A 26,067-nucleotide genomic window follows, 5' to 3' on the forward strand; every position below is an offset into this window, starting at 1 on the left:
ATTGGTTATATTATGTGTATTCATAATCATATGTAAAATTATTTATTTGATAATAGACTTTATTGGAAACTTTAATCTAACTCCAAAAGGAATATTGGATAATTAGTTGAACAAACCTGACAGGTTTACTAAAATTAATTGACTATTATAAACTAATTAATTCGTTTATCCACGTAATTCGCTGTACTTAATATTAAGTAAATACATAACTTCCGGCTAGAGTTTAAATTCCTTTTCTCGCCCTACTAATAATTCTGGTTCGCCTATTTTTTCGGTTAAGAGATATTGCATGGTTTTTTAGCTATGTTCAAATTAATTTGAATTATAACATAAGGCTAAATATTTTAGTATATATATGAATTTGCAGAAAAAACAATAAGTTGATATTATTTCACATATAAAATATAATGTTATATTTTATAAGTTAAAGGCAGATTAAATGAAGATAAAAATTGCAATCATGTGTTCAACAGTGGTTTTTTCATCACCACTTTTAGCTGGCAGCTTAGATTCACCAGCCGCTCCAGACCATGATGATAGCGCCATGTACACGATTGAGGATATTTACAATCGTCTTGACAATGGTGCAACGGGTACCAAACGCACTGGTGCTTTTGTTGAACCGACTAATGGTCCAACGGCTGGAACTGGACATACGTTGGATGAGGTGATGAGTAAAACCCCAGTAATAACTGGCAATGGCGCAACTGCCGTTGAAGTATTAAGTGGTAAGTTTTACTGGGGATTGCTTGGTGGTAGTTGGGGATTGCAACAGGGTACAGCTACAGCAGGTGTTGATGTCACTGGTAGTAGTTTGTCGATGACAATTCCTGATGGGTTTTATTCTGGTGGCAAGACGGCAACTGCCAATGATAGCAATTTAACAGCTGCGAATATCAAAAACAGTGTAACTATTTTTGGTGTTTCTGGTTCAGTTGTTGAAGCAACGGGGGATGCCACTGCTGGCGAGGTTTTGACTGGTAATACATTTTCTAATTCTGGTAATGCTGGGGTTAGTGGCAGTATGGATGATAATGCTGCTGTAACAATGACTCCTAGTACAACGGAACAAACCATTGCTGTGGGATATCATAATGGTTCTGGTACAGTTGCGGGTGATACGGATTTGACTGCTGCTAATATCAAAAGTGGTGTTGATATTTTTGGTGTTTCTGGTTCAGTTGTTGAAGCAACGGGGGATGCCGCTGCTGGTGATGTTTTGACTGGATTGACGTTTTCTAACAGTAGTGGAGCCGGCATAAGTGGCAGTATGGCAGATAAGGATGGTGATAATGCTTCAACTGCTCAGAGTGCAACAGCAGGAGTGAATAAACTAACAGCACCGACAGGTTTTTATGATGGTGATGATACTGTAACAGCAACTGATGCGGAAATAGTCGCATTAGATTCAGATTTAACAGCTGAAAACATAAAAAAAGATGTGGCTATTTTTGGTGTGACTGGTACTTATGAAGCTGGGGCTACTTGTTCAGGTACTCTCAATGGTACCCGCTGGTGTGATAATGCTAATGGCACCATAACGGATATGACGACTGGACTTATTTGGTTGAAAAAAGCTGATTGGGGTGGTCAAAAGCAATGGGATGGCAACAGTAATGATAATGCTCATGTACGGGCTGGTATTTTGAAAGCAGGAGAATCAGGTGCTGATCTTACAGATGGATCTGTGGAAGGTGATTGGCGTTTGCCAACTAAAACTGAATTAGTTGGGATAACAACCGGAGATGAGAAGGTTCTTTACTCAAGCATGCGTGCGTTCTCGGGCGTGCATGAGGACGATTATTGGTCGTCTTCCACCTACGTGAACGACGCGGCCTTCGCTTGGTACGCGGCCTTACACGAGGAGCACGACGACACCGCCGGCTACGCCGACAAGGTGAGCACGCCCTATGTGTGGCCAGTGAGAGACGGAATGTGACCCGTTTAATGCAAAAGAAACCCATTATTTATGGGTTGCGTGGCATTAGGACATGTTAGACATAGCAAGTTTAACTTAGGATATAAGGGAGATGAAAGTTCTCCATTCTTACATACGAGAGTAAGCCAATACCCCTAGTCACTTTAAGAATTGTCTGCTTAATAGGCTAAAGCGGGGTGTAATGTAACCAATAACTGGTTTAGCAGTTAAACGGAGCTAGGCGAGTAAGTCAAGGTTAAGAAATTGAACCAATGAATATACATAAAACGCGGTGAGCACCAAAGTGAAGCTAAAGAAGGCAACTTATTGATATGCTACAAGGCAATAGGGTATCCGCCTACCTATTGGTATGCCTTAATATCCCGTGTAGAGTTGGAACCTAAAACTTATATATTATATCTTAGGAACGGAGGGAAAGGAACGTGTAGTCTGATAGATAGCAGCCAGAAGCTTAGACAAGTGAACAGCACGTCAACCTGAAAAGATTGTAGGAAAAGCGAATGACTTATTGTAATGATAAGTATAAGCCCATGCCTACACTGTAATTATTAGAACAATACTTAAGTAAAGTGCAACAAGTACGTTATGGAACACAATAACAATAGTAGCTTAGGCGCGAAATTGAAACCTCAACAAAAGTGGAATCAAATCAACTGGAGTAAGGTAGAAAAGTTTGTCCTAAGACTTGAAAGAAGTATTGCAAAAGCAGTTGAACATCATGACTTTGCAAAGGTAGCAAAGTTGAGAAGGATATTTTTCCACGTCAAATAATGTTAGATTATTAAGTGTGAGAAAAGTCACACAAGATAATCGTGGTAAAAGAACGGCAGGAGTGGATGGTAAAATCATTACATCAGAAAAAGATAGATGGCGGTTAGCAAGCAATGTAAGTATTGATGGAAAGTCTAATCCGTTACTAAGAGTCTGGATACCCAAATCAAACTCCAAAGAACTCAGGCCGTTAGGGATACCAACCATTAAAGACCGTGTCAAGCAAATGATGCTCAAGTTAGAAATAGAACCAATATATGAAGTACAAGCCGAGCCAAACGTTTATGGATTTCGACCAGCAAGGAGTGTGCATGATGCAATTGAAGCATGTTTCATTGCCATTGGGTGCAAGAGAGAAGGTGCTTGGATTTTAGAAGGTGACTTTTCAAAGTTCTTTGACAATATCAATAAAGAACATATGCTTAACGTATTGAAGAGTGGTTAGATAATGGAGTTGGAGTAAAGTTAAACCAAACTAAAACCAAAATCACACATACCACCAAAGGGTTTGACTTCTTGGGATTCAATGTGAGGCAATACCATGTCAATAATGGGTCTAAATTAAAGTTTTTAACCAAACCCAGCAAGGATAAGGTTATAGCACATATGGAAAATATTCGACAAGTGACAAAAACAATGCAAATGGGCAACCAGAAGACATAACGGTGAACATAAAGGTAAGCCAATAAAACGGCTCAAGTCTCACTCAGAAACCAAAATCCTACACGGGTGAAGAAATTGCTTTTTAAACGGCAATATGTCCCTACTGTGACAGTCCTTTTAAAAATGACGATATTATGGAAGTGGACCACGTTATACCAAAAAGTGAAGGAGGCAAGGATATTTACCAAAACTTGCAACTTTTACACGGTCACTGCCACGATAACAAAACTCTGGACGATAAACGCAGGCGCGAAAAGGAATTACTCACCAAATCAGATTGGGTTTTTGTCTAAATAAATGATGTACAAATGTTCCGAGAGGGATAATTAGAGAGGAGCCGTGTGAGGTGAAAGTCTCATGCACGGTTCTGAAGACGAGTATTGGTGGCAACACTGATGCTTAGTTTAATCAATAGATACTTTGACGCTTTGGATGCTTTGACGGGGGTGCAGGGGGTGTCCCCCTGCTCAAGTTTTTTTTGATAATTTATAGGTGAATTTTTAATTAAATGATACATTTAAAAAATTTTAGCAGCATAATAATGCTGTCCATTCTAATATCGCTGGAAGCTTTCGCTGCCAGCAACATCGACACCACTGATAAATATGCTTGGAGCGAAAGCAGTGGTTGGAACAACTTTAATGATACTAATGGTGACGTAACTGTCTATAATGACCACCTAGAAGGCTATGTTTGGGCTGAAAATGTCGGTTTGATTCGACTTGGTACTCATACCAGCGGTGGAAGACATACTTATGCCAACTCTTCTGGCACTGATTATGGAATCAATAATGATGACTCTGGCAAGCTCTCTGGTTATGCTTGGGCGGAGAATGTGGGTTGGATACACTTTAAGAATACAAGTCCAGCCTATAAGGTACGCCAACTTTCACCATAAATAAATGTTAAAAGTAATAACATTGAGATTGCTGATGGAGACACAAGCCCCAATACCAGTGATCATACTGATTTTGGCAGCGTTAATATTAGTTCAGGAACGCTAGCACATACTTTTACTATTGAAAATAGCGGCTTAGATAATTTAAGCATAACTAATACATCTATTACAGGTACTAATGCCAGTGACTTCAGCGTTACAGATGCACCAGCAACACCAGTAACTGCATCAGAATCAACAACCTTTACAATCACATTTGATCCTTCAGCAGCGGGAACTAATATAGAAGGCGGACAAATTCAAGGTAAAATTAACGGTAATCCAGAAAAACCAGCAGTATTGATCAATGTAAAAATAACTGCCAAAGCTGAATTAAGCTATGTAATACTTGATAAAACTGTTGATTTACCCAGCAGTATTACAACATTTGACAGTAGAACCACAAACCCAATTAACAGATGTTATCATTGCAGATGGTGTAGAAATGCCAACTGATGTTATCTTAGTTAGCGGTGTGCGTTTCACAACAACGGAAAATATTCCAGCAGATGTTGATTTAACTGAAACTTTGCCTAAAAAAGGAGAAAGCGTAGATTTATCTGCTGATCCAGTGGTAGGAGGAGAAGGTATTTTACCAGCAATTAATCGTCTACCAGACTTTGAGTCACCAGAACTAACAGTTCTTCAACATGACAAAGGTTTTATCTATTTGGATATAGAAGCAACACGCTATGCTGTCAATCCAATGAAAGTAAAGCATTTATCAGAAGCAGAACGTTTGCAACTAGAATCTGGACAAACAGTACGTTTTAAAACTGATACAGAAATAGACGTATTAGCTTTTCCAGCGGTACAAGATATGTCAACTTTTAAACAAACTTTAATTAAAATTAATTTACCAAAAGTAAATATTAGTAATGATGGTAACATTAAAGTTCCAGCGACTGAAACAGTTTGGTATAGCGGCAGAGCAGATTTAGCCTCCAGAACAGTTGACAAAGACACACCAAACGGCTTTATTAGCAAAGAAGATGGCAATATCGCTCTAATATTTGAAGATGAAACTGGAGAAAAACGAGAACAAATTTTCTACCCATCCCCAGCATATATGTCAGCTTTAGGAAAATTTGACCTAACTCCAAAAGGAATATTGGAATTTGAAATCAATGGTCAAAAATTTAAAGGGCGTTTAGACTATCAAGTGAAACAAGGAAAAGCAAGATCTGAAACAGTAAAAGCAACAGAAATTGCAGATAGCAATGATGTTATGATTACTTATCCTGATGGAGCAGAACAAAGATTGTTTGCTTTGTCTGAATAATTAGTTGAACAAACCTGTCAGGTTTATTATCAATGTTACCGTTTACATAAACAAACCCAATAAATCATTTAAAAATCGCATACCCAAAGCAGTAGGATAAAAGCGTCGATTCTGAGATTGTAACCAATTATTATTAATTGCTTCTTGAATTGGCGTTTCAACTACCGCTAGTTTTAAACCAGTATTTTGTTCAAATTCTTGCTTAGTAAATCCATCTACTAAACGTAGGGCATTCATCATAAATTCTAGTTTTACATCTTCAATTTTGAGCTGCTTTGATGTTGCAATTTTATCTGCTGATTCTAAATAAGTTTGTGGCTGACGCTGTTTAGATAAACGAGTAATTGTATCTAAATTAGTAATTTTACTATGCGCCCCTGCTCCTATACCTAAATAATCTCCAAATTTCCAATAGTTTAAATTATGTTGGCACATTTGTTTTGCATAGGCTGAAATTTCATATTGCTTATAATTTTGTGCCGCTAAATATTTTTGCCCAGTGATTTGCATTTGCCATAATAAATCTTCATTGCCAATATTAGTTGGAGTTTGATGATAAAACAAAGTATTGGGTTCAATTGTTAATTGATACCAAGAAATATGCGTGGTTTGAAATGAGACTGCGGTTTCTAAATCCGCCAATGCCATTTTTTCAGTCTGTGCCGGTAAGCCAAACATTAAATCTATATTCATATTATTAAAGCCTGCTTTTTGAGCAGCTTCTATGGCTTTTTTGGCTGCTAAACTGTCATGAATACGCCCTATTTTTTTTAAACTATCATCATCAAAACTTTGTATGCCAATAGATAAACGATTAATTCCTGCTTGATAAAAACCTTGAAATCGTTCATTATCGACAGTGCCGGGATTAGCCTCCAAAGTAATTTCAGCCTCAGCGATGATAGGAATACGTTGCCTGATACCAGACAATAAATTATCAATAGCATCAGCTGATAACACACTAGGAGTGCCACCACCGAAAAAAATACTATGAATTTTACGCCCACTGACACGAACTAAATCATGTTCTAAATCGGCTAATAATGCGTTAATATAATCAGATTCAGGAATATCGGCGCGAATTTCATGAGAATTGAAATCGCAATAAGGGCATTTACGCACACACCAAGGTATATGGATATAAAGACTTAAAGGAGGATAAGTGGTGAAATTAAACATTAAATTTATGGAATTATTAAAGCGCGTTCAACAACATTTTACAACTAGTATTGAACTTAAAACTCAGATATTAAATACTATAACACCTGCAATTGTCAGCGCGGGTGAAGTGATAATAGCAAGTTTGAAACAACAGCATAAGATATTAATTTGTGGTAACGGAGGTTCGGCAGAACAATCTCAACATTTTTCTTCAGAATTAATTAATCGCTTTGAAACTGAGCGGCGTGCATTACCAGCAATTGCTTTAACAGCTGATAGTTCAATTTTAACTTCGATAGCAAATGATTATGCTTTTGAAAATATATTTGCTAGACAAATCGAAGCATTAGGGCAACAAGGGGATATATTATTTATTATCAGCACTAGTGGCAATTCATCCAATATTCTAAAAGCAATTGATGTTGCCCATCAAAAAAATATGCACATAATTTCATTAACAGGGCGAGATGGTGGTAAAATTAGATCACAATTACTAACAAACGATAGAGAAATCTGTGTTGCTAGCAATTCAACCGCACGCATTCAAGAAGTCCATTTATTGGTTATTCATTGTTTGTGTGATCTTATTGATAATTATGAAACTTTCTATTTATAAAAAAAATATTTTAGTTGGTTATCTTAGCTTTGATGGCAAAACTTATAATTTTGTTTATGATAATAACTATCTTTGTAAAACTGACGCTGAACCAGTTTCTCCTAAAATGCCCTTGACTGATAAAATTGAGTATAGTCAAAAGTTATTTAATGTTTTTGAACAATTAATACCTGAAGGTAGAGATAGAAAAATATTGGAAAAAAAGGCAAATTCTGCTAATGATTTTGATTTATTGCCTTGGTTACAGCATGTTTATGGTGATTTGCAGTTTTCCAGAACTAGTTTGCAAGAGTTTTATAAAGTTGATTATGCTAATTTTAAAAACGAAATACTGGCAACTAATAACTTTCCAAATATTTTGGATATGCAAATTAAGATTGATGATAAGGATCAAACAAGTTCAGAGAATATGTTTAAACAGATAAAAAAATATTTGACTTTGCCTGAAGAGCGATTAATATTGCTTAAATATTATTTTTATTCAATGTTAATTGTACATGAAGATATGCATACTAAAAATCTGTCAGTTAGAACTGAGGGCAAAAACATAAGAATGTCGCCACTTTATGATATTGCTACAACTGCAATTTATCAAAATACTTATGGATATGAAACTCATTTACCGATTAATGGGAAACGAACTAATATCCGTTTAAAAGATTTTTATGTGTTAGTAAATTTATTAAATGTGGATAGAAAAATTTTTAATCAAGCCGCTGCCGAGATTTTATGGAAATATACAAATAGGCTTCCGATATATTTTGAAAAATTAGCATCCATGTTTCCAGATGCTATGATTTATAAAAAAAGCAGAATAAAATTCTATAGTCAAAAATCTCGAATCACTAAATCTATATCATTAGCTGATGCTATGATAAAGATTCATCAGAATAGAATAAAGCAACTCAAAAAAATGGATGGCTTGACAAATCATTAACTATCAGTATGATAACATCATGAATGAAAATTACCTAGATAAAATTAAGTGGAATGAGCAAGGTTTAGTTCCAGCTATCGCTCAAGATGTTAATACTGGCAAAGTTTTAATGTTAGCATGGATGAATCGTGAAGCTTTACAATTAACTGTGCAAGAAAAACGCGCTGTATATTGGTCACGTTCTCGTGCTAAACTTTGGTTTAAAGGTGAAGAATCTGGAAATGTACAGCATGTTACAGATATTCGTCTTGACTGTGATAATGATGTAATATTATTAATGGTGGAACAAATTGGTGGTATCGCTTGTCACACTGGGCGAAATAATTGTTTTTTTCAACAATTACAAGTTGATGAGTGGATTAAAGTTGAACCGGTGTTAAAAGATCCTAGTATATTATATAATAAATAATGTTCAAAATTATTTTGTTTGTTAGCTTTGTTAATATTCTGAATGCTTGTACCCATACACAATCAGAAAAAATTGATAATATTTATCAACAAATAATTCCATTAATAGATGCTTTTGAATTGATTGCAGATGAAAAAATACCGCCAGCATTACTGAAACATTCAGAAGCTATTCTCATTGCTGAGATAACTAAAAGTGGCTTATTGTTAGGTTTAGAAACCGGTAATGGTATTTTAACAATACGCAAACAGCAAAAATGGAGCAATCCGATTTTGATCAATATGCGTAATATGAGTTTAGGATTACAGGCTGGTATAGAAGTACAAAAATTAGTTGTAATATTTACTGATCGCAATGAAGCAATACAATTTGCAAAAGGTAATTCCAAAATGTGTTTCGGTTTCAATGTAACAATTGGTCCACTTACTAATGAAATTAGTACTAATACAATTTTTGATAAAAATGTCTATGCTTATACTACTGGTATGGGTATATTTGGAGGTATGTCTTTTAAAACAGCGTCATTAACAGTAGATAATGCAGCAAATAGAAGTTTGTATGGTAAAATAGTTAGTTTTGATGATATTGTAAATGGAAATGCAAAAAAATCTGCAATTATTATAAGCTTACAAAATACTTTAAAAGAGAGAACTAGTGAGTGATATTTTACAAACATTAACCCAAGTGTTAGAACAACGTAAGAATGCTGATCCAGAATCATCTTATGTTGCTAGTTTATATGCAAAAGGCATTGATCATATTTTAAAAAAGCTTGGTGAAGAAGCAACTGAAACTGTGATTGCCGCTAAAAATGATGATGTTGATAATTTGATTTATGAAACCGCAGATTTATGGTTTCATAGTTTAGTGATGTTAGTACATAAAGATGTAAATCCAGAATTAGTTTTAAAGGAACTTGAACGCCGTTTTGGCTTATCAGGAATTGAAGAAAAGGCTCAACGCTATGAGTGATAACTGTTTATTTTGTAAAATCATTAATGGCGAATTGCCATCAACACCAGTATATACTGATGAACATGTAATTGTAATTTGGGATATTAATCCAAAAGAGCCAGTTCACTTGTTAATCATACCTCGTGAACACATCATCAGTCTTAATGAAGTTGAAGAAAAACATGATCATTTAATGGCGCATATTATGCTTTTATTGCCAAAACTTGCACATGAACAAGGATTAGATAAGGGTTTTCGCACTGTTATTAATACCGGTTCTGGCGGTGGTCAGGAAGTTTTTCATTTACATGTACATTTGTTAGGTGGTTTTTAATTATGGGTATTAGTATTTGGCAATTATTAATTGTCTTAGTTATTGTAATTGTTTTATTTGGTACAAAAAAATTAAGAAATTTAGGTGGTGATTTAGGTAGCGCGATTAAAAATTTCCGTCAATCTATGAATACTGGAGAATCTGAAGAGCCAGAAAAAAAAGACACTCCTAAAGTGAGTGAAGATGATAAAGGCAAAATTATTGAAGGGCAAATAACTGAAAAAGTTAAAAGTTAATCATGTTTGATATAGGTTTTTGGGAACTTTGTTTAATTTGTGTAGTTGCTTTGTTAATTTTTGGACCAGAAAGATTGCCCGGTGTTGCTAGATCTGTAGGTTTATGGGTTGGTCGTGCTAGACGTATGTTTAATTCAGTTAAACAGGAAATTGATCAAGAATTACGTCTGCAAGAAGCACAAGAAGCTATTAAAAAAAGTCAAGAACTGAGCCTTCATGATATTGTTGAAGAGCCTGAGAAAAAACGCACATGACAGAAATGCCTTTTGTTCAACATTTATTAGAAATCAGAGATCGCATATTAAAAATGCTGTTAGCTGTTTTGGTGTTCTTGTTAATGTTGACTCCGTTTGCAAGTGATTTATTTGTTCATTTGGCTAAGCCTTTACTGGCTTTAATGCCAGAAGGTACGCAAATGATTGCTATTGATGTAGCGTCACCATTTTTTACTCCATTTAAATTGACTTTTATGTTGTCAATTTTTTTGGCTATGCCGGTGATTCTTTATCATTTATGGGCTTTTATTGCGCCCGGTTTGTATCAACATGAAAAATCTTTGATCACTCCTTTATTATTTTCAAGTGTTTTTTTGTTCTATTTAGGAGTTGCGTTTGCTTATTATATAGTATTCCCCTTAGTGTTCGGTTTTATGCTTAGCATGACTCCAACTGGGGTAGAAATGATGACTGATATTAGTCGTTATTTAGATTTTGTATTAAAGATCTTTTTTGCTTTTGGAATTGCTTTTCAAGTACCTATAGTTACAATTGTATTGGTACGCACTGGAGTTGTAACTCCAGAAGCTTTAGCAGAAAAACGTCCACATATTATTGTAGCGGCATTTGTTATTGGCATGTTAATGACTCCACCTGATGTTATTTCTCAAACTTTATTAGCTGTGCCTATTTGGTTATTATTTGAATTAGGTTTAATATTTTCACGTGTTGTACCAAAAAAATCAGATTCTGATTAGACAATTAAATTTAGTGCCATTTGAAGCAACTTATCAGGCAATGCAGCAGTTCACCAATACTCGTGATGCTGATACCCCTGATGAATTATGGCTGTTAGAACATCCGCCTGTTTATACTTTAGGGCAAGCAGGTAAACCTGAACATTTATTAAATACTAATAATATTCCCATACATAAAATTGATCGTGGCGGGCAAGTTACTTATCATGCTCCCGGTCAATTGATAGTATATATTTTGATGGATGTAAAGCGGCGTAAATGGGGCGTGAAACAGTTAGTGCGAGCTATGGAGCAAGCTGTGATTGATTATCTTGCCTCCAAAAACATTCAAGCAACGCGCCGCGATAAAGCTCCGGGGGTTTACGTTGATGAATACAAAATAGCCGCTTTAGGGCTTAGAATTCGACGTGGTTGTAGTTATCATGGATTAAGTATAAGTGCGACTCGTTTATAAGTAACTGAAATCGAAGTAGTATTCAGAAATTAGAGTATTGAGCATGGAGTTCAATATAACTGATAAGAATGGTAAGGTTAAAAACCTAGGGCATTGGTTGATGTATGTCCAAAAGCATTACCCGGCTGGCACAATGACATGCTGCTGGTTGAGCAAGGGTAAAAAGCCATAAAAGGATGAAAGGCAAGCAAGATAGTATGGCTACGAGAGGAATTAGCGTTAGAAATGTCGTAAAATCCAAAGGACACGGCAGGTTAGTAGAATATGATTTAAACGTATATTTTAATCAATTCAAGAACCTCGGCATATAGCTAAAGCCTAAACTATCAATGATTACATTTTATCGGAACGAGGAAAAACGGGTGTAGTAATGCACTTTATTATGGCAGTAACTTAATAAAGAGGTCAGCAGTCAACTGATAGCGCAGCATTCGGGTAGGAACTAAGGGGAAATTATATGGATATAAGATTACTTTAGTGTCATGTGGAAAGTAAAACGTTAATAACAACTCCCTTGAGAAACAGGGTGAATAGACATAGAAATATGATAACAGTAGAAACTATAGATCAACATTATTTAGATAAAACAGGGCAGAAGGCCCCGACATGGCTCACCTCAGAGTGGGAATGGCAGGATATTGTCTGGAGAAAAGTTGAGTTCGAGGCAAAAGTTTTTTTTCAAAAAACATTTGCCTCGAAGACAGTTTTTAATTTGCAAAAGCGTATTTATAAAGCCACCAAAGCTGGTCAACTGAAACAAGCAAAAGCTTTAAGCAAGCTACTTCTTAGAAGTAGCTGCTCAATAATCTTGAACGTTCGTAGAATTACATTCGAGGCAAAAGTTTTTGTGGAGCAAAAACATTTGCCTCGAATAGATAACTCAGGTAAAAAGACTGCGGGTGTTGATAGAGTTAAGTCATTGAGTCCTACCAAAAGGAAGAAGTTAGTTAAAGAACTAATGGTAATAGCTCAGTCATCATTCAAAAGTTATCGTGCAAAGCCAATAATAAGAGTGTGGATACCTAAAAGTAATGGTAAGTTAAGACCACTTGGAATTCCAACCATCAAAGATAGGGTGATACAAGGTGTAGTAAAAACCGCTACAGAACCCTCCTTTGAGGCAAGCTTTGAACCAAATAGTTATGGTTTTAGACCAGCACATAGTTGCCATGATGCAATAAGCGATATATTCAACAGCTTAAATAAGAAACAAAAATGGGTACTAGATGCTGACATCAAAGGTTGTTTTGATAATATAAATCATAAACATCTATTAAGTTTAATAGATGGAAAAGTAGCCAAAGCTACTATTAATCAATGGTTGAAGGCAGGTGTAATGGAAAACCAAGAATTCCAAGCCTCAGATATTGGCACACCACAAGGCGGAATTATCAGTCCACTTTTAGCTAACATAGCCTTAGATGGAATGGAAGGTTATTTATACGATAAGCTAAGAGAGAAAGGATATAAAGTTGTAGAATTGTATCGAGGACAAGTCAGAATAGTAAGATATGCTGATGACTTTGTGGTAATGCACGAGAATAAAAAGGTTATTGAAGATTCTAAACTAATTATAGCCGAATGGTTGAAAGATCGTGGGTTGGAACTATCAGAAGAAAAGACTAAAATTGTGCATAGCACGGAAGGGTTTGATTTTCTGGGTTTCAATTGCAGGCACTACGAGAATAAAACCACTGGTTACGAAGCAAGGAACTTCGCGAACAAGCAAGGTTTCAAGATACTCATTAAACCTAGTAAAAAATCCATTGAATCACATTCAAATAAGATTAAAGAAGTACTAAGACAAATGAAAGCAGCGACGCAAGAACAAATAATTTGGCGTTTAAACCCTATAATTAAAGGGTGGACAAACTATTATAGAACTTGTGTAGCATCAGAAACATTCAGTCACTTAGAACATTTGATGTGGGAAAAACTTTGGGCATGGGCTAAAAGAAGACACCCTACCAAAGGTAAAAGATGGATAGCAGGTAAGTATTTCCACACCATTGGTACAAGAAAATGGTGCTTTGCCACGAAAAAAGACGGAATTATTGATCAAACTTTGGCAAGACACACTGACACCAAGATAAAAAGACACGTCAAGGTAAAAGCAGGAAAATCTTTCTATGATGGGGATGAGTTATATTGGGCAGCAAGATTAAGTAAAGGCTATGGTGATATATCACCAAGCAAAGCTAAAATGCTTGTAAAGCAAGATGGCAAATGTGCGCATTGCAACACAGAGTTTAAAAATGGGGATTTGATGGAAGCACATCATAAAACTTTCATAAAAGAAGGTGGAAAAGATTCTTACAAAAATCTAGTGTTAATGCACAAACATTGTCATGACCAGTACCACGCCGACTTCATGAAAAGAATGAAGGCAACAGGCAAATTCAGAGGAGAAGCATGAACTTTGAATTTGAGGTGGCACTGATAAAGACCATATGGCGGGAGCCGTATGAGGTGAAAGTCTCACGTGCGGTTCTGAAGACGAGTTCTTTATGGCGACATAGAGGGCTTAGTTTAACATGTAGATATGGATTTAAGCCCGTTTAAGGGTATAAATCCATGTGGTTATCAAGGCTTAGAAGTTACACAATTGCGAGATTTAGGTATAACCGAACAATTTTCTCAAGTTTCCGCAGACTTTTTAAGTTATTTGACTACTACTCTTTGCACTTCAGCTATACCCTTATGATTAGGGTAATTTAATTTTAAAACTTGAATTGCATCATTAGATAGCTTATTTAAGCCTAAAACTTTATAAGCTTTTGCTAAAACTGCTAATGCATCTGCCACAGTAGGTGTGCCTTGATAAGATTCAACTATGGTTTTTGCGCGATTTATAGCGGCAACATAAGCTTGGCGTGTCATGTAAAATTTCGCGACATGTAACTCATATTGAGCTAACATATTACGCAAATAAATCATACGTTGTTTTGCATCTGGATTATACTTACTATTAGGAAACCGTTTAATTAATTCTGCAAAAGCATCAAAAGCACGTACTGCTGCTCTTTGATCACGTTGTGAACGATCTAAAGGTAAAAATCGTTCTAAACTACCTTGATTTAACTGAAAATTAATTAATCCTTTCAAGTAATAGACATAATCAATTTTTTTATGACGCGGATATAATTTGATAAAATGATTAGCTGATATAATAGCTGATTCCGGTTCCCCAAATTTATAATAAGAATAAATAGTATTTAATTGTGCTTGTTGTGCATATGTTTCAAAAGGATAACGGGCTTGTAACATATCATAATATTTAATAGCAGATTTATAATCACCAACATCTTGTGCAGCTTTGGCTTCCTTAAATAAACGTTGAGCATTCCAATCTGAGGCATAATTTTTTGGATCTTTGAAAATTCCACAACTAGATAAACTAAATATTAAAAATAAATTAACAATAAAATTGATTTTTTTCATAAAATAATATAATATACTCACATAGTGACAAAAATTAATATAACAATTCCACCTGAAATGGCTGGTTATCGTCTTGATAAAGCCTTAGCGGAATTATGTCCATCTTATTCACGAGGACGTTTACAACAATGGATCCGTGATGGATATGTTTTGGTAAATCAGACCACATCGCGTGCCAAGAATAAAGTACAAGGTGGTGAAAATATAGAAATTGCCACACAAATTACTACAGAAGTTGCTTGGCAGGCTCAAAAATTACCTCTTAATATACTATATGAAGATGAAGATTTACTAATAATTAATAAAGCAGCAGGAGTGGTTGTACACCCCGGTGCAGGTAATCCTGATAAGACATTAGTAAATGCTTTACTTCATCATGCGCCTGAATTAGAACAAATTCCTCGTGCTGGTATTATACATAGGATTGATAAAGATACGAGTGGATTATTAGTTGTTGCGCGTTCTTTAACTGCTCATGCAGATTTAGTGCAAAAATTACAACAACGTAAATTTATAAGAAAATATGAAGCTATTGTTCATGGCGTAATGGTGGCTGGTAGTACTATAGATGCTCCAATTGGGCGACATCCTACTCAAAGAGTTCGTATGGCAGTGGTAGAAAATGGCAAGCCAGCAATTACACATTATCGTATAATAGAACGTTATCGCAATTATACGCATATTAGTGTAAAATTAGAAACTGGGCGCACACATCAGATTCGGGTTCATATGGCATATAAACGTTATCCATTGTTAGGTGATCCCGTTTATGGTGGACGACGCATCCATAAATTTAAAAATTTCAACCGTCAAGCATTACATGCAGCAAGTTTAGGGCTTGATCATCCAAATAGCGGCGAATTTATGCAATGGACAGCAGCATTACCAGATGATATATTGAAATTATTAGAAGAATTAAAACAAGATAAACAAGAACATGCTTAAATGTATTACACCTGATTGGCCTGCTCCTCCGCAAGTCAAATCATGCACTACAACTCGTGACTTTGGTAGTTTAGTTGAAGACATAAATCGTAAAACATTGATTGAAAAACTAAATTTACCATCAAAACCTATATGGCTAAAACAAGTACATGGTATTACAAATGTTCGGTCTGAACCAGATAATATAGATTGTGAAGCGGATGCTAGTTTTAGCAATAAGCCTAGTTCTGTCTGTGTAATTATGACAGCAGATTGTTTGCCGGTATTATTTTGTGATAAGGCTGGCAAGCAAATTGCCGCTGCTCATGCTGGATGGCGTGGACTAGCCGCTGGAGTATTAGAAGAAACCTTAAAAAAATTTAATGTTGCTTCTCCAGAAGAGATTCTGGTATGGTTAGGACCAGCTATTGGTCCAGAAAAGTTTGAAGTAGGTGATGAAGTTCGTGATGCCTTTATAAAACATTTACCTGAAGCAAAACAAGCCTTTAAAGCAAGTCGTGATGGCCATTGGCTCGCTGATTTGTATTTATTAGCACGTCAACGTTTAGCTGCACAAGCTGTGAATAACGTTTATGGTGGAAACTTTTGTACTTATACTGATATCGACCGTTTTTATTCATTTCGACGCAATAAGATCACAGGTAGAATGGCAAGTCTCATCTGGTTGGTTTAAATGGAATGTTTTATGCTTAAAACACCTAAATTAATGATTAATTTATAAAATTATTTACAAGGATAACTCCTGCTTCATGAAAGGAAAATACTAATGAAATTGACAGAACCCGTAGTTGTAACTATTAAAAATGCTGCTAAAAAATTAACTGGTCCCAAAAGACGTAGATTTATGGCAGAAACGACTTTAGAATTACTAGAAGGTAGTCCCACAAAAGCCGAAAGGACATTTGGTTGGGGTAGAGAAACAGTTAGGAAAGGATTGAAAGAGTTAGAAACTGGAATTATTTGTGTTGATAACTATAGAGGACGTGGGAATAAGAAAACTGAAGACAAAATCCCTAGTTTAAAACGAGATATTAAAAAAATTCTTGCTCCCTATGCTAAAGTAGTGGATTCTAGTGTGAATCCACCAGTAATTGATGTGAAATTAACTGTGAAAATGATTCGTAAAACATTAATTGAGAAAAAATCTTATACTGATAAACAATTACCAGCTGAGAGAACTTTTTTGGATATCTTAAAACGTTTAGGTTATCGTCTGAAAAGAGTTGATAAATAATAATTTAGCTAAACATGAACGATTACCCTTATCCCGGTTTACGTCCATTTGAACGTGATGAGACTTATATTTTTTTTGGACGTGATGAACATACAGACCAATTAATCGAAAAATTAGGTAATAGTCATTTTCTTGCAGTAGTAGGACCTTCTGGCTGTGGTAAATCTTCTTTGGTACGTACAGGTTTATTAGCCGGTTTACAAACCGGCTTTCTTACTAGTGCGGGTGGACATTGGCGTGTGGCAGAGTTTCGCCCGGGTAATCGTCCATTTTTTCGTTTAGCTGAAGCCTTATTGGCTGAAAAAGCTTTAGGTGTTGAATATACTGCACCTTTTAGTGGTGATATCGATAGTTTTGCGTTTTTACAAGCGCAATTACGTCGTGGACCATATAGCCTGCATGAAATTTTAACTGAAACTCCCCTGCCTGAAAATACTAACTTATTGTTGTTAGTTGATCAATTTGAAGAAATATTCCGTTATTACCAGCAAGGTGCTGCTGATCAAGCGGCTGCTTTTGTTTCATTATTATTAAATAGTAGTAAACATTCTAATATTTATATTGTTTTAACAATGCGTTCTGATTTTATCGGTGATTGTGCATTGTTTTATGATTTACCTGAAGCAATTGATAATGGTCTATTTTTAACTCCTCGTTTAACTCGTGATCAATTACGTGAGGCTATTGAGGAGCCTGCATTAGTATTTGGTGGTGAGATTGATCCTACTTTAGTCAATAAATTATTGAATGACATGAGTAGTGATCCTGATCAGTTACCATTATTGCAACATGCTTTAATGCGCATGTGGACTCTTGCTAGTAATACTAAGTATATTACCTTAGAACATTATAAAAAAATAGGCGGTTTAACTAAGGCTTTATCTCTACATGCTGATGAGGCTTATGCAGAATTAACTGTAACAGAACAAAAAACCGCAGAATTTTTATTTCGTAGTCTTTGTGAACGTGGTAGTAATAGTCGCGATACTCGTCGTCCAGTTAAATTAAAGGAAGTTGCAACTTTAGCACATGTATTCAATAAGAATGTTGCTGATATTGTTGAAGTATTTCGTCAATCAGGCCGCACTTTTTTAACTCCTTCTTTGGGAACACCTTTAGAAGCTGAAACTGTGCTGGATATCAGTCACGAAAGTTTAATTCGTCAATGGCAACGTTTAAAAACATGGACACGTAAAGAGGCTGAATATGCTGAATTATATCAACGTTTACAAGATACTGCAATTCGTTGGCAACAACAACGTGCTGTATTATGGTCTGGGATTGAGCTAGAATTGGCTTTGAAATGGCGTAGCGATGAGCAACCTACGCTAATTTGGGCACAACGTTATGGCAAAGCTCAAAATTTTGATATTGCTATGCGTTTTTTAGATGCTAGCGCGTTGCGGCAACAAGAAAAACAACGAATATTAGAAGAAAATAGATTACGTAAGTTAAAATTAGCATTGTTCGGGTTGGTTTTTGCATTAGGATTAGCGATTTGGGGTTTTTGGGAACGCGATAATGCTATTGATGCTCAAAAAATAGCAGAAACTGCACGACACCAAGCTGAATGGACAGAAAAATCTCGTACTATTAGTTTATTTGAATCAGAATTAACTCATGCGGCTTTATTGGCAGGCAGTGAAGATTATGCTGCTGCTACAGAAATATTAACCGAAACTCGTGAATTAGATTTACAAATTCCTGTAGAACGGCGCAATGCTCGTAATTTATTAGCGTGGTATAGCAAACTTATGGGTGATAGCCCACAACAACGTTATCAAGTTGGTGTACCCTTATCTGTAGTTGCTATTAGTCACGATGGTCGTCTTTTAAGTACTGGTGGGGAAAATGGTACTTTAGCATTATTTAATCGTAAAAGTGGTCAATTATTACAGATTTTACGTAAACATGAGGCTGATATTACAGCTATTGTGTTTTTACCGAAAAGTCAATGGCTGATTAGTGCTGGTGGAGAGGATCGAAAGGTGATTTTTTGGTCATTGTTTAGTGGTCAAGCGGTTACTGAATGGGAAACTCCAGCGGCGGTATGGGCATTAGCTGCTAGTTCAGATGGTAAATTGTTAGCTACTGGCGGTGATGATAAAAATATCACTTTATGGGAAGTGGCAACAGGTAAGAAAATTACTACTTTAGAAGGACATAAAGAAAGAATTTCCAGTTTGGCTTTTAGCCCTGATGATAAGTTGTTAGCAAGTTCTGCTTATGATAATACTGCTACTATTTGGGATTTAGATACAGGTAAAAGTTTACATAAATTACGTGCCCATTCTAACCATGTGCAAAAAGTGGTTTGGCATCCAAATGGAGAACTAGTAGCTACAGCAAGTAGCGATAAAAGTGTGCGCTTATGGAATGTGAAATCTGGTAAAAATGTACGAATGTTACTTGGTCACAAAAATAAGGTGTTTGGAATCAAGTTTATTGATAATGGACGTTATTTAGTTTCCGCTAGTGATGATCGTAGTTTACGTATTTGGCATACTAAAAGTGGGGTGACAGTACGTATATTACAAGGTCATACTTCTGGTGTTATTAATGTTGATAGTTATGCTGATAAGATTTTTAGTGCTAGTACAGATGGTTTAGTAATAGCTTGGAATTCAGATTTAGCTCCTCAAAAAATGTTGAATTTAGCTGATAAACCGAGTTCTACTGCGATTGCACCAAATGGTGAGAGTGTTGCAGTAGGTTTTGCTAATGGAAAATTAAGTTTATATAGCTTGCCTGACACTAAATTATTATGGGAAAAAAGTAGACATGCTAAAAAAGTTAAGCGTCTGTCTTTTAGTGCTGATAGTCGTTGGTTAGCCTCTGGTAGTTTTGATAAAACTGTGAAATTATGGGAAGTTAAAACAGGTAAACAACAACATAGCTTTCAACATAAAGGGGCGGTTAATGCTGTAACATTTGCACCTAATAATAGTCAGAAGTTTGCTAGTGCTAGTTATTCTGGGGAAGTAGGTTTATTTGATGTCAATGGAAAGTCACGTTTTTTTGATGCTCAAGATGGATATGATATTAATGTGGTTTCTTATAATAGTAATGGTACGCGCATATTAAGTACTGGTGATAGGGATATACGTCTATGGGCATTAGCTAAGAATTCACAGAAGCTATTACAAGAATATCCACAGGCAAATGATTGGTTAATGTGGTCAGAATTAAGTCCAAATGGTCAGCAAATTGCGACAGTTGGGCGTGATCAATTGGTTCATATTTATTCAACTCAAAATAAATCGACGAAATATAGTTTAGTTGGACATGAAAGTACAATTTATCGTGTAATTTATAGTGCTGATGGTGAACAAGTTGCAACTGTTAGTGATGATGGTACTTTACGTGTTTGGGATTTATATAATGGTAGTGAATTATTTAAGTTACGTTTGCCTACAATTCGTAATGGTGATTTTGTACCAGTTTGGGATTTTGATTTTCGTTGTACATCAAAAGATTGTTGGATATCTGTGCCGCTTACCAGTGGTAAATTAATGCTATATAATTTAGGTAAACTTGAACAACCTATTGTAGCAGCTAAAAAAACCATTGTAACAACTAATGAACAGTTTATTCCGATTCCTATATATCGTACAGGCAGTTATGGTGCTGTAGGTGAATTAATTTTTGGTGGTTTCATGGATTATATGACTATGCTCAATGAAAGAGATGGTGGTATAAATTCCGTGAAATTAACTTGGGAAGAATGTGAAACTGGTTATCGGGTTGAACGCGCTATGGAGTGTTATCAAAAACTGAAAACCAAACCTAATGCCGCTATGTTCAATTTCCTTAGCACATCTGCTACTAATGCTGCTATGAAATATACTAAACAAGACAAAATACCTATAGTGTCAATTGGTTATGGGGATTCTAAAACTGCTGATGGTCGTGTATTTCCATATATGTTTCCTTTAATGATTAGTTATTGGAATCAAAATACGGCAAAAATTAAATTTATAGCACAACAAGAAGGTGGTGTACTAAAAGGCAAAACCATAGCCAATGTTTATTATCATCGCGGTTCAGGTAAAGAGACTATACAAGTACTTGAAGCTCAAGCTAAAAAATATGGTTTTAAGCTGAAACATTTTCCGATACGTCGCAAACTTGGACAAAAAGCAACTTGGGAACAAATAAAACGTTTAAATCCAGACTGGATACTGTTACGTGGCTGGGGAGTTATAGTTCCAACAGCATTAAAAGAGGCACAGCGTATTGGTTTTCCTATTGATCATATAATAGGTTTATCATGGAATGATTCAGAATCTGAAGTAATACCAGCAGGTAAAGCGGCTAATGGTTTTATTACAGCCGGATATTATCCTGATGGCGACAAATTTAAAGTTATACAAGATGTACGACCATATGCAAAAGTATCTCAAAAAGCAATAGGATCAATTAACTATAATTTAGGTATTATTCATGGAATCTTAAATACCGAAGCGATTCGTAGCGCACAAGCTCAATTTGGTAATAAACCTTTAACAGGAGAACAAATACGTTGGGGTTTAGAACATCTAAATATCACTGAAGAGCGAATCAAGGAATTAGGTGCAGAAGGCTTAATATTTCCAATGCAAACATCTTGTTCTAACCATGAAGGTGGTGGAAAAGTAAGATTTCAACAATGGGATGGCAAACAATGGAAAGTTATCAGCGACTGGATAACACCAGATTATGATTTAACTCGTAAAATGGTAGAAGCAGCCGCTGAAAAATATGCGTTGGAAACTGGTATTAGTTTGCGTGATTGTGCTGGTGAATAAAAATTATCTTAAATTTACAATTACCTAGGGCGTTGCCCTAGGCTATATTATTTCGCCCCTTCAGAGCTTGTAAATCAAAGACTTAAAGTCCTATTTTTCTTGTCTTCAGCATAAAGATCAAACTTGGTAAAATATTTCTACCAATCCTTCTATATAGGTATAAAACACAAAAAAAATAAACTCTTGAATTCCAATTAATGGCCCTTACTATCATAAACAGGCCATTTCAAATGTCCTTTCAAATATGTTTCAATATTAACATCAGGAAATTTTATGATAAAAAATAAGCTAATAAATATTATGCTTTTATTTGCTGTATTCAGCGGCAGTGCTGTGGCTGATGAGTTTTCCTCAAAAGCCATTTACGATTCAAAATTTAAAACACTATCTTTAGATGGTATTTTGGTTCCTTTTATAGATGAGTTCACTGGTAAAGAAACTGATAACAAAGGAATTTTTGATGCTCAATTTCAAGAACACATTTAATGGGGATGATGCTAGCCGCTATATTTTGTATGATCATAAAACCAGATCAGTCAAAATTCCTTGTTTTGAAGTTACTACAATTGCCAAACGCAGTAACGGAGCGCGAGCGTAGTAAATTTGGAGATGCAATTGAAGGAAAATCCATATATTACAAAGATGTAAACATGAAGCAGAGACATGTAGCCTATCCAATCTTTCATGTTGATAATATGACAAAAACTGAGAGTTGTATTCCAACACCTTAAAAACTCACTTCTAAAGCACAACTGAAAGGTAATTTAGAGTAGAAGATAATGCCGATAAAACTCTTCTTTATCAAGAAAAAACCGATTCTGATGGCTTATTTTATGAACATAAAGATGAACTTGAAAATGATAAGTTTTATATTTATGAAGTTAGTGGTGGTGTAAATAATAAGGGAACTATTCGAGCAGTTAGCAAAGGAAGTTGGATTAAAAGTCTAGGCTTAAGAGTTTCTTTAGTGTCTGAAATGGCTTATATCTATTTGGCTAAGGATTTGAAGTATGATTTTGACGCGATTAAGGTTGAGAATAGATTGAATGAAGTGGCTAAAACTATTCTTAGTAGTGATATTAGTTGGGATGGGAATGTTAGTGTTGATGATTTGTTGGTGTTTGATTATCAAAGTTATTTTGGTGCTTTGAATAGTGTTAGATATACAAATGCTGAGATTGAAGAGATTGTTTCAGATATTTATAAAAATCATTTGATTTATACAAAAAATATTTTACAAGTTGTTATTAGCCAATACAAGATGGATCATGAGCCAATGGCAAGAAAAAGAATTGTACTTTCAAATGATGGTACAAAAGCTTTCGTAACAAATGGTAATAATGGTTTAAGAATATTTGATATTACAAATCAAAGAAATTTGACTGAAATTGGTTATTTTGGAGATGGTGAGTTATATGGAGTAACCCTTTCAAGTGATAATACAAAAGCTTTCATTGTAGGTTTTAATGGTTTAACAATAGTAGATATTACAGATCCGACAACACCTACTAAAATTGGTCATTATGATACAGGTGGTAGTGGAGTATATGCAGTAACACTTTCAAGTGATGGTACAAAAGCTTTTATAGCAAATCATGGTTTAGTAGTATTAGATGTTACCAATCCAACAAATCCTATTAGAATAGATAATTATAATATTGGACCTACAGAAGATATAGCTCTTTCAAATAATGGTACAAAAGCTTTTGTTACACATCAAGATGGTTTAGCAATATTAGATATTACTAATCCAACAAATTTTTCAATCGCTCATTATAATACAAATGGTAGCGCAATGAACGTAACAATCTCAAGTGATGGTACGAAAGCTTTTGTTGCAGATGATCGTAATGGCTTGGTGATATTAGATATTACCAATCCATCCCATCCAATTAAAATTGGTCATTATGATACTGATGGTAATGCAAAAGAGGTAATACTTTCACATAATGGTAAGATAGCATTCATTGTAGATAGTACAAATGGATTGGTAATAGTAGATATTAGTAATCCAAAAACTCCTATTAAGATAGGTAATTATAATCCTACAAGGTTTACAGTAAGGGGAATAACACTTTCACATGATGGCACAAAAGCTTTTGTAACAGATAATAGTTCATCATTAGCTGCAAGTTTTGTAGTATTAGACATTACAACCCCAATAAATCCAATTAAAATTAGTTCTTATAATACAAATAGTGCTGCCTTTGAAATAACACTTTCAGGTGATGAAACAAAAGCGTTTCTAGCAGATCATATTAAAGGATTGGTAATAATAGATATTACTAATCCAACAAAACCTACTAAAGTAGGTTATTATAATACTGGAGATGCACATAAGATTACACTATCAAATGATGGTACAAAGGCATTTGTAGCAGATGGTGATTATGGCTTAACGATAATAGATTTAGAACTATTCACTCCAATATCAAGCAATTCATCAACTAAGTAGCTAATTTTTAATAATGTAACTTATTTACGCACAGATATTATAAAATTTATTCTGTAGGTTGGGCTGACGATAGGAAGCCCAACTGAATCAAGCATCAAGATTGTTGGGCTTTCTATCGTCAGCCCAACCTACATCTTTAAATCTCAATAACACACAATCATGACTATTCAAAAAAACTTAAATCAACAATAATATCTATAGCAATGACGAGCTGTTTAGCAGCACCTTCTGCAACATACCACAAAATAGCAAATGATCCCAACACATAGGCATAACATTGCGATGATGAAAATACATAGCTTATTTAATAAATTAGTTCAAAATCCTTTTTTTATGCATACGTAATACTGTTTCATGTATTGCATCCAAATAACTTTCACTATTACAAAAATATCCACAGGTTAATGACTGGCATGGCGACAAATTTAAAGTTATACAAGATGTACGACCATATGCAAAAGTATCTCAAAAAGCAATAGGATCAATTAACTATAACTTAGGTATTATTCATGGAATATTAAATACCGAATCAAAGAATTAGGTGCAGAAGCAGCCGCTGAAAAACATGCACATGAAGCTGGTATTGGGTTGCGTGATTGTGCTGGTAGTTAGTGTCGGGTTTTAGACCTGACAGGTCTGATACATGAGTAATTAGTTGTACTCTCTCCTCTTCTCATGATATAGTATAAAAAATTCCTATTTCACCTCAAGGAAAAAAAATGCAATATCCCTTAGCAGAAAAAATCGGCAATCCGGATTTACTGGTAGGCCGTGAATCAGAATTTAAATTAATTAACAAATGGTTATCTCTGATACCCAATAGAATATCTAAATCCAAGGTTATCTTAGCGCGTCGTAAAAGTGGTAAAACTGTATTTATTCAACGCATATTTAATCAACTTTGGAGTGATCCTAAGCGTGGAGTCATACCATTTTTTTTGGATATATCAGAAAGTAAAACTTGGTATCCAAATTTTGCCATTGATTACTATTGTTCTTTTGCCTCACAGTATATTTCTTTTATTGAAAGAAATGAAAAATTAATTAGGCAACCATTAACTCTGGAAGAAATCAGGGAATATGGATTAACTCACTCAAACCAACGATTGGTTGGCGATGTGGATTCGCTTCTCAAAAATAAAGAGAGAGGACTCCATGATGCTATGTGGAAAACAGCCACTACCGCTCCCCATCGTTTTGCTGACCTATTTGACCTACGGTTTTTAGTCATCTTGGATGAATTTCAGAATATTACTCAGTATATTTATCCAGATCAACAATACCAAACCAGCCCAATTGAAACACTAGCAGGAAGTTTTCATTCATTATCTGAGTCAAAACTTGCTCCGATGTTAGTAACCGGCTCTTATGTCGGTTGGTTAATTCAAATCATTGGCAAATATTTAGAAGCGGGACGACTTAAACGTATGTACATGTCTCCCTATCTTGCTGAAGATGATGCTTTAGAAGCAGTCTATAAATATGCTGAATATTGTCAAGAACCTATCACCAACGAAACTGCCTTGATGATTAATAAAT

General features: G+C 35.2%; 28 protein-coding genes and 1 pseudogene. 27 read left to right on the forward strand and 2 right to left on the reverse strand.

What is annotated here, in order from left to right:
• Nucleotides 1–439 precede the first annotated feature (439 nt).
• The 8 genes and pseudogenes from BHU68_RS11630 (at nucleotide 440) to BHU68_RS11655 (ending at nucleotide 5,592) form a co-directional block, all read left to right on the forward strand.
• Entirely contained in the window at nucleotides 440–1,939 is a 1,500-nt protein-coding gene (locus tag BHU68_RS11630; protein WP_069470807.1) for an Lcl C-terminal domain-containing protein, read from the forward strand.
• A 585-nt stretch (nucleotides 1,940–2,524) separates the two neighbouring features.
• Nucleotides 2,525–2,710: a reverse transcriptase N-terminal domain-containing protein gene (locus tag BHU68_RS18395; protein WP_069470808.1), complete on the forward strand. Its 186-nt coding sequence runs from the start codon at nucleotides 2,525–2,527 to the stop codon at nucleotides 2,708–2,710.
• Between the two features lies 1 nt (nucleotide 2,711).
• Nucleotides 2,712–2,810: pseudogene (locus BHU68_RS18105) on the forward strand (reverse transcriptase N-terminal domain-containing protein); the annotation flags it as partial.
• A gap of 21 nt (nucleotides 2,811–2,831) precedes the next feature.
• Complete coding sequence (locus tag BHU68_RS11640; protein WP_338140378.1) at nucleotides 2,832–3,155, forward strand: reverse transcriptase domain-containing protein; 324 nt, start codon at nucleotides 2,832–2,834, stop codon at nucleotides 3,153–3,155.
• Nucleotides 3,156–3,465: 310 nt separating this feature from the next.
• The gene (locus tag BHU68_RS18400) at nucleotides 3,466–3,666 is read left to right on the forward strand and encodes an HNH endonuclease (protein ID WP_445082170.1); all 201 of its coding nucleotides are present in this window, start codon (nucleotides 3,466–3,468) and stop codon (nucleotides 3,664–3,666) included.
• 215 nt (nucleotides 3,667–3,881) lie between these two features.
• Complete coding sequence (locus BHU68_RS11645) at nucleotides 3,882–4,271, forward strand: hypothetical protein (protein ID WP_069470810.1); 390 nt, start codon at nucleotides 3,882–3,884, stop codon at nucleotides 4,269–4,271.
• A 27-nt stretch (nucleotides 4,272–4,298) separates the two neighbouring features.
• A complete protein-coding gene (locus BHU68_RS18405; RefSeq protein ID WP_445082171.1) occupies nucleotides 4,299–4,766 on the forward strand; it encodes a choice-of-anchor D domain-containing protein in 468 nt (155 codons plus the stop codon).
• Nucleotides 4,672–5,592 (forward strand): hypothetical protein, encoded by a 921-nt coding sequence (locus BHU68_RS11655; RefSeq protein WP_069472944.1) that lies wholly within the window; start codon nucleotides 4,672–4,674, stop codon nucleotides 5,590–5,592. Before BHU68_RS18405 ends, BHU68_RS11655 begins: the two co-directional genes overlap by 95 nt.
• 42 nt (nucleotides 5,593–5,634) lie before the next feature.
• Here BHU68_RS11655 and hemW read toward each other — a convergent pair whose 3' ends face one another.
• On the reverse strand, nucleotides 5,635–6,771 hold the full coding sequence (gene hemW, locus BHU68_RS11660) for a radical SAM family heme chaperone HemW (protein WP_069470813.1): 1,137 nt from the start codon (nucleotides 6,769–6,771) through the stop codon (nucleotides 5,635–5,637).
• Here hemW and BHU68_RS11665 point away from each other — a divergent pair.
• The 11 genes from BHU68_RS11665 to ltrA all read left to right on the forward strand — a co-directional run bounded on the left by BHU68_RS11665 (nucleotide 6,758) and on the right by ltrA (nucleotide 14,082).
• Nucleotides 6,758–7,369 (forward strand): phosphoheptose isomerase, encoded by a 612-nt coding sequence (locus BHU68_RS11665; protein WP_445082169.1) that lies wholly within the window; start codon nucleotides 6,758–6,760, stop codon nucleotides 7,367–7,369. The two genes, hemW and BHU68_RS11665, sit on opposite strands and share 14 nt — an antisense overlap.
• Nucleotides 7,350–8,306 (forward strand): HipA domain-containing protein, encoded by a 957-nt coding sequence (locus tag BHU68_RS11670; protein WP_069470814.1) that lies wholly within the window; start codon nucleotides 7,350–7,352, stop codon nucleotides 8,304–8,306. The genes BHU68_RS11665 and BHU68_RS11670 overlap by 20 nt, the downstream gene beginning before the upstream one ends.
• A gap of 19 nt (nucleotides 8,307–8,325) precedes the next feature.
• A complete protein-coding gene (hisI, locus tag BHU68_RS11675; protein ID WP_069470815.1) occupies nucleotides 8,326–8,715 on the forward strand; it encodes a phosphoribosyl-AMP cyclohydrolase in 390 nt (129 codons plus the stop codon).
• The gene (locus BHU68_RS11680) at nucleotides 8,715–9,377 is read left to right on the forward strand and encodes a lipid-binding SYLF domain-containing protein (protein ID WP_069470816.1); all 663 of its coding nucleotides are present in this window, start codon (nucleotides 8,715–8,717) and stop codon (nucleotides 9,375–9,377) included. Before hisI ends, BHU68_RS11680 begins: the two co-directional genes overlap by 1 nt.
• Nucleotides 9,370–9,687: a phosphoribosyl-ATP diphosphatase gene (locus tag BHU68_RS11685; RefSeq protein WP_069470817.1), complete on the forward strand. Its 318-nt coding sequence runs from the start codon at nucleotides 9,370–9,372 to the stop codon at nucleotides 9,685–9,687. The genes BHU68_RS11680 and BHU68_RS11685 overlap by 8 nt, the downstream gene beginning before the upstream one ends.
• Nucleotides 9,680–10,003: a histidine triad nucleotide-binding protein gene (locus BHU68_RS11690; RefSeq protein ID WP_069470818.1), complete on the forward strand. Its 324-nt coding sequence runs from the start codon at nucleotides 9,680–9,682 to the stop codon at nucleotides 10,001–10,003. The genes BHU68_RS11685 and BHU68_RS11690 overlap by 8 nt, the downstream gene beginning before the upstream one ends.
• A gap of 2 nt (nucleotides 10,004–10,005) precedes the next feature.
• Nucleotides 10,006–10,239 carry a twin-arginine translocase TatA/TatE family subunit gene (gene tatA, locus BHU68_RS11695; RefSeq protein WP_069470819.1) on the forward strand — a complete coding sequence of 78 codons (234 nt, stop codon included), beginning with the start codon at nucleotides 10,006–10,008 and terminating at the stop codon, nucleotides 10,237–10,239.
• 2 nt (nucleotides 10,240–10,241) lie between these two features.
• On the forward strand, nucleotides 10,242–10,493 hold the full coding sequence (tatB, locus tag BHU68_RS11700) for a Sec-independent protein translocase protein TatB (RefSeq protein ID WP_069470820.1): 252 nt from the start codon (nucleotides 10,242–10,244) through the stop codon (nucleotides 10,491–10,493).
• Entirely contained in the window at nucleotides 10,490–11,212 is a 723-nt protein-coding gene (gene tatC / locus BHU68_RS11705) for a twin-arginine translocase subunit TatC (RefSeq protein ID WP_069470821.1), read from the forward strand. Before tatB ends, tatC begins: the two co-directional genes overlap by 4 nt.
• Before the next feature lie 13 nt (nucleotides 11,213–11,225).
• Entirely contained in the window at nucleotides 11,226–11,666 is a 441-nt protein-coding gene (lipB, locus tag BHU68_RS11710) for a lipoyl(octanoyl) transferase LipB (protein WP_216092663.1), read from the forward strand.
• A 544-nt stretch (nucleotides 11,667–12,210) separates the two neighbouring features.
• On the forward strand, nucleotides 12,211–14,082 hold the full coding sequence (gene ltrA, locus BHU68_RS11715; protein WP_083234955.1) for a group II intron reverse transcriptase/maturase: 1,872 nt from the start codon (nucleotides 12,211–12,213) through the stop codon (nucleotides 14,080–14,082).
• A 245-nt stretch (nucleotides 14,083–14,327) separates the two neighbouring features.
• Here the strand turns inward: ltrA and BHU68_RS11720 are convergent, their stop codons facing one another.
• The gene (locus BHU68_RS11720) at nucleotides 14,328–15,107 is read right to left on the reverse strand and encodes an outer membrane protein assembly factor BamD (protein ID WP_069470823.1); all 780 of its coding nucleotides are present in this window, start codon (nucleotides 15,105–15,107) and stop codon (nucleotides 14,328–14,330) included.
• A gap of 24 nt (nucleotides 15,108–15,131) precedes the next feature.
• On the opposite strand from BHU68_RS11720, the gene rluD reads away from it, so the two are divergent.
• The 8 genes from rluD to BHU68_RS11760 form a co-directional block, all read left to right on the forward strand.
• A complete protein-coding gene (rluD, locus tag BHU68_RS11725; protein WP_083234265.1) occupies nucleotides 15,132–16,052 on the forward strand; it encodes a 23S rRNA pseudouridine(1911/1915/1917) synthase RluD in 921 nt (306 codons plus the stop codon).
• Nucleotides 16,045–16,725 carry a peptidoglycan editing factor PgeF gene (gene pgeF, locus BHU68_RS11730; protein ID WP_069470824.1) on the forward strand — a complete coding sequence of 227 codons (681 nt, stop codon included), beginning with the start codon at nucleotides 16,045–16,047 and terminating at the stop codon, nucleotides 16,723–16,725. Before rluD ends, pgeF begins: the two co-directional genes overlap by 8 nt.
• 93 nt (nucleotides 16,726–16,818) lie before the next feature.
• Nucleotides 16,819–17,286, forward strand: coding sequence for a hypothetical protein (locus BHU68_RS11735; protein ID WP_069470825.1), 468 nt, complete (start codon nucleotides 16,819–16,821; stop codon nucleotides 17,284–17,286).
• Nucleotides 17,287–17,300: 14 nt separating this feature from the next.
• On the forward strand, nucleotides 17,301–22,073 hold the full coding sequence (locus BHU68_RS11740) for an nSTAND1 domain-containing NTPase (RefSeq protein WP_069470826.1): 4,773 nt from the start codon (nucleotides 17,301–17,303) through the stop codon (nucleotides 22,071–22,073).
• Between the two features lie 273 nt (nucleotides 22,074–22,346).
• Nucleotides 22,347–22,559: a hypothetical protein gene (locus tag BHU68_RS11745; protein ID WP_069470827.1), complete on the forward strand. Its 213-nt coding sequence runs from the start codon at nucleotides 22,347–22,349 to the stop codon at nucleotides 22,557–22,559.
• 29 nt (nucleotides 22,560–22,588) lie between these two features.
• Complete coding sequence (locus tag BHU68_RS11750; RefSeq protein WP_141699478.1) at nucleotides 22,589–22,804, forward strand: hypothetical protein; 216 nt, start codon at nucleotides 22,589–22,591, stop codon at nucleotides 22,802–22,804.
• A 245-nt stretch (nucleotides 22,805–23,049) separates the two neighbouring features.
• Nucleotides 23,050–24,528 carry a hypothetical protein gene (locus BHU68_RS11755; protein ID WP_171900402.1) on the forward strand — a complete coding sequence of 493 codons (1,479 nt, stop codon included), beginning with the start codon at nucleotides 23,050–23,052 and terminating at the stop codon, nucleotides 24,526–24,528.
• Nucleotides 24,529–25,247: 719 nt separating this feature from the next.
• Nucleotides 25,248–26,067 (forward strand): hypothetical protein (locus BHU68_RS11760; RefSeq protein ID WP_141700081.1); only part of this gene is annotated, 820 nt, incomplete at its 3' end.

The organism is Candidatus Marithrix sp. Canyon 246 (assembly GCF_001723685.1).
Lineage (GTDB): Bacteria > Pseudomonadota > Gammaproteobacteria > Beggiatoales > Beggiatoaceae > Marithrix.

Bases quoted from the DNA above. Each gene is read 5' to 3' on its own strand.
- BHU68_RS11720 (WP_069470823.1), bottom strand. From the start codon at position 15,107: ATGAAAAAAATCAATTTTATTGTTAATTTATTTTTAATATTTAGTTTA.
- tatC (WP_069470821.1), top strand. From the start codon at position 10,490: ATGACAGAAATGCCTTTTGTTCAACATTTATTAGAAATCAGAGATCGC.
- BHU68_RS11680 (WP_069470816.1), top strand. From the start codon at position 8,715: ATGTTCAAAATTATTTTGTTTGTTAGCTTTGTTAATATTCTGAATGCT.
- BHU68_RS11750 (WP_141699478.1), top strand. From the start codon at position 22,589: ATGATCATAAAACCAGATCAGTCAAAATTCCTTGTTTTGAAGTTACTA.
- ltrA (WP_083234955.1), top strand. From the start codon at position 12,211: ATGATAACAGTAGAAACTATAGATCAACATTATTTAGATAAAACAGGG.
- BHU68_RS11630 (WP_069470807.1), top strand. From the start codon at position 440: ATGAAGATAAAAATTGCAATCATGTGTTCAACAGTGGTTTTTTCATCA.
- BHU68_RS11735 (WP_069470825.1), top strand. From the start codon at position 16,819: ATGAAATTGACAGAACCCGTAGTTGTAACTATTAAAAATGCTGCTAAA.
- BHU68_RS11740 (WP_069470826.1), top strand. From the start codon at position 17,301: ATGAACGATTACCCTTATCCCGGTTTACGTCCATTTGAACGTGATGAG.
- tatA (WP_069470819.1), top strand. From the start codon at position 10,006: ATGGGTATTAGTATTTGGCAATTATTAATTGTCTTAGTTATTGTAATT.
- BHU68_RS18395 (WP_069470808.1), top strand. From the start codon at position 2,525: ATGGAACACAATAACAATAGTAGCTTAGGCGCGAAATTGAAACCTCAA.
- hemW (WP_069470813.1), bottom strand. From the start codon at position 6,771: ATGTTTAATTTCACCACTTATCCTCCTTTAAGTCTTTATATCCATATA.
- BHU68_RS11745 (WP_069470827.1), top strand. From the start codon at position 22,347: ATGATAAAAAATAAGCTAATAAATATTATGCTTTTATTTGCTGTATTC.
- BHU68_RS11690 (WP_069470818.1), top strand. From the start codon at position 9,680: ATGAGTGATAACTGTTTATTTTGTAAAATCATTAATGGCGAATTGCCA.
- BHU68_RS11670 (WP_069470814.1), top strand. From the start codon at position 7,350: ATGAAACTTTCTATTTATAAAAAAAATATTTTAGTTGGTTATCTTAGC.
- tatB (WP_069470820.1), top strand. From the start codon at position 10,242: ATGTTTGATATAGGTTTTTGGGAACTTTGTTTAATTTGTGTAGTTGCT.
- BHU68_RS11755 (WP_171900402.1), top strand. From the start codon at position 23,050: ATGGCTTATATCTATTTGGCTAAGGATTTGAAGTATGATTTTGACGCG.
- BHU68_RS11645 (WP_069470810.1), top strand. From the start codon at position 3,882: ATGATACATTTAAAAAATTTTAGCAGCATAATAATGCTGTCCATTCTA.
- hisI (WP_069470815.1), top strand. From the start codon at position 8,326: ATGAATGAAAATTACCTAGATAAAATTAAGTGGAATGAGCAAGGTTTA.
- pgeF (WP_069470824.1), top strand. From the start codon at position 16,045: ATGCTTAAATGTATTACACCTGATTGGCCTGCTCCTCCGCAAGTCAAA.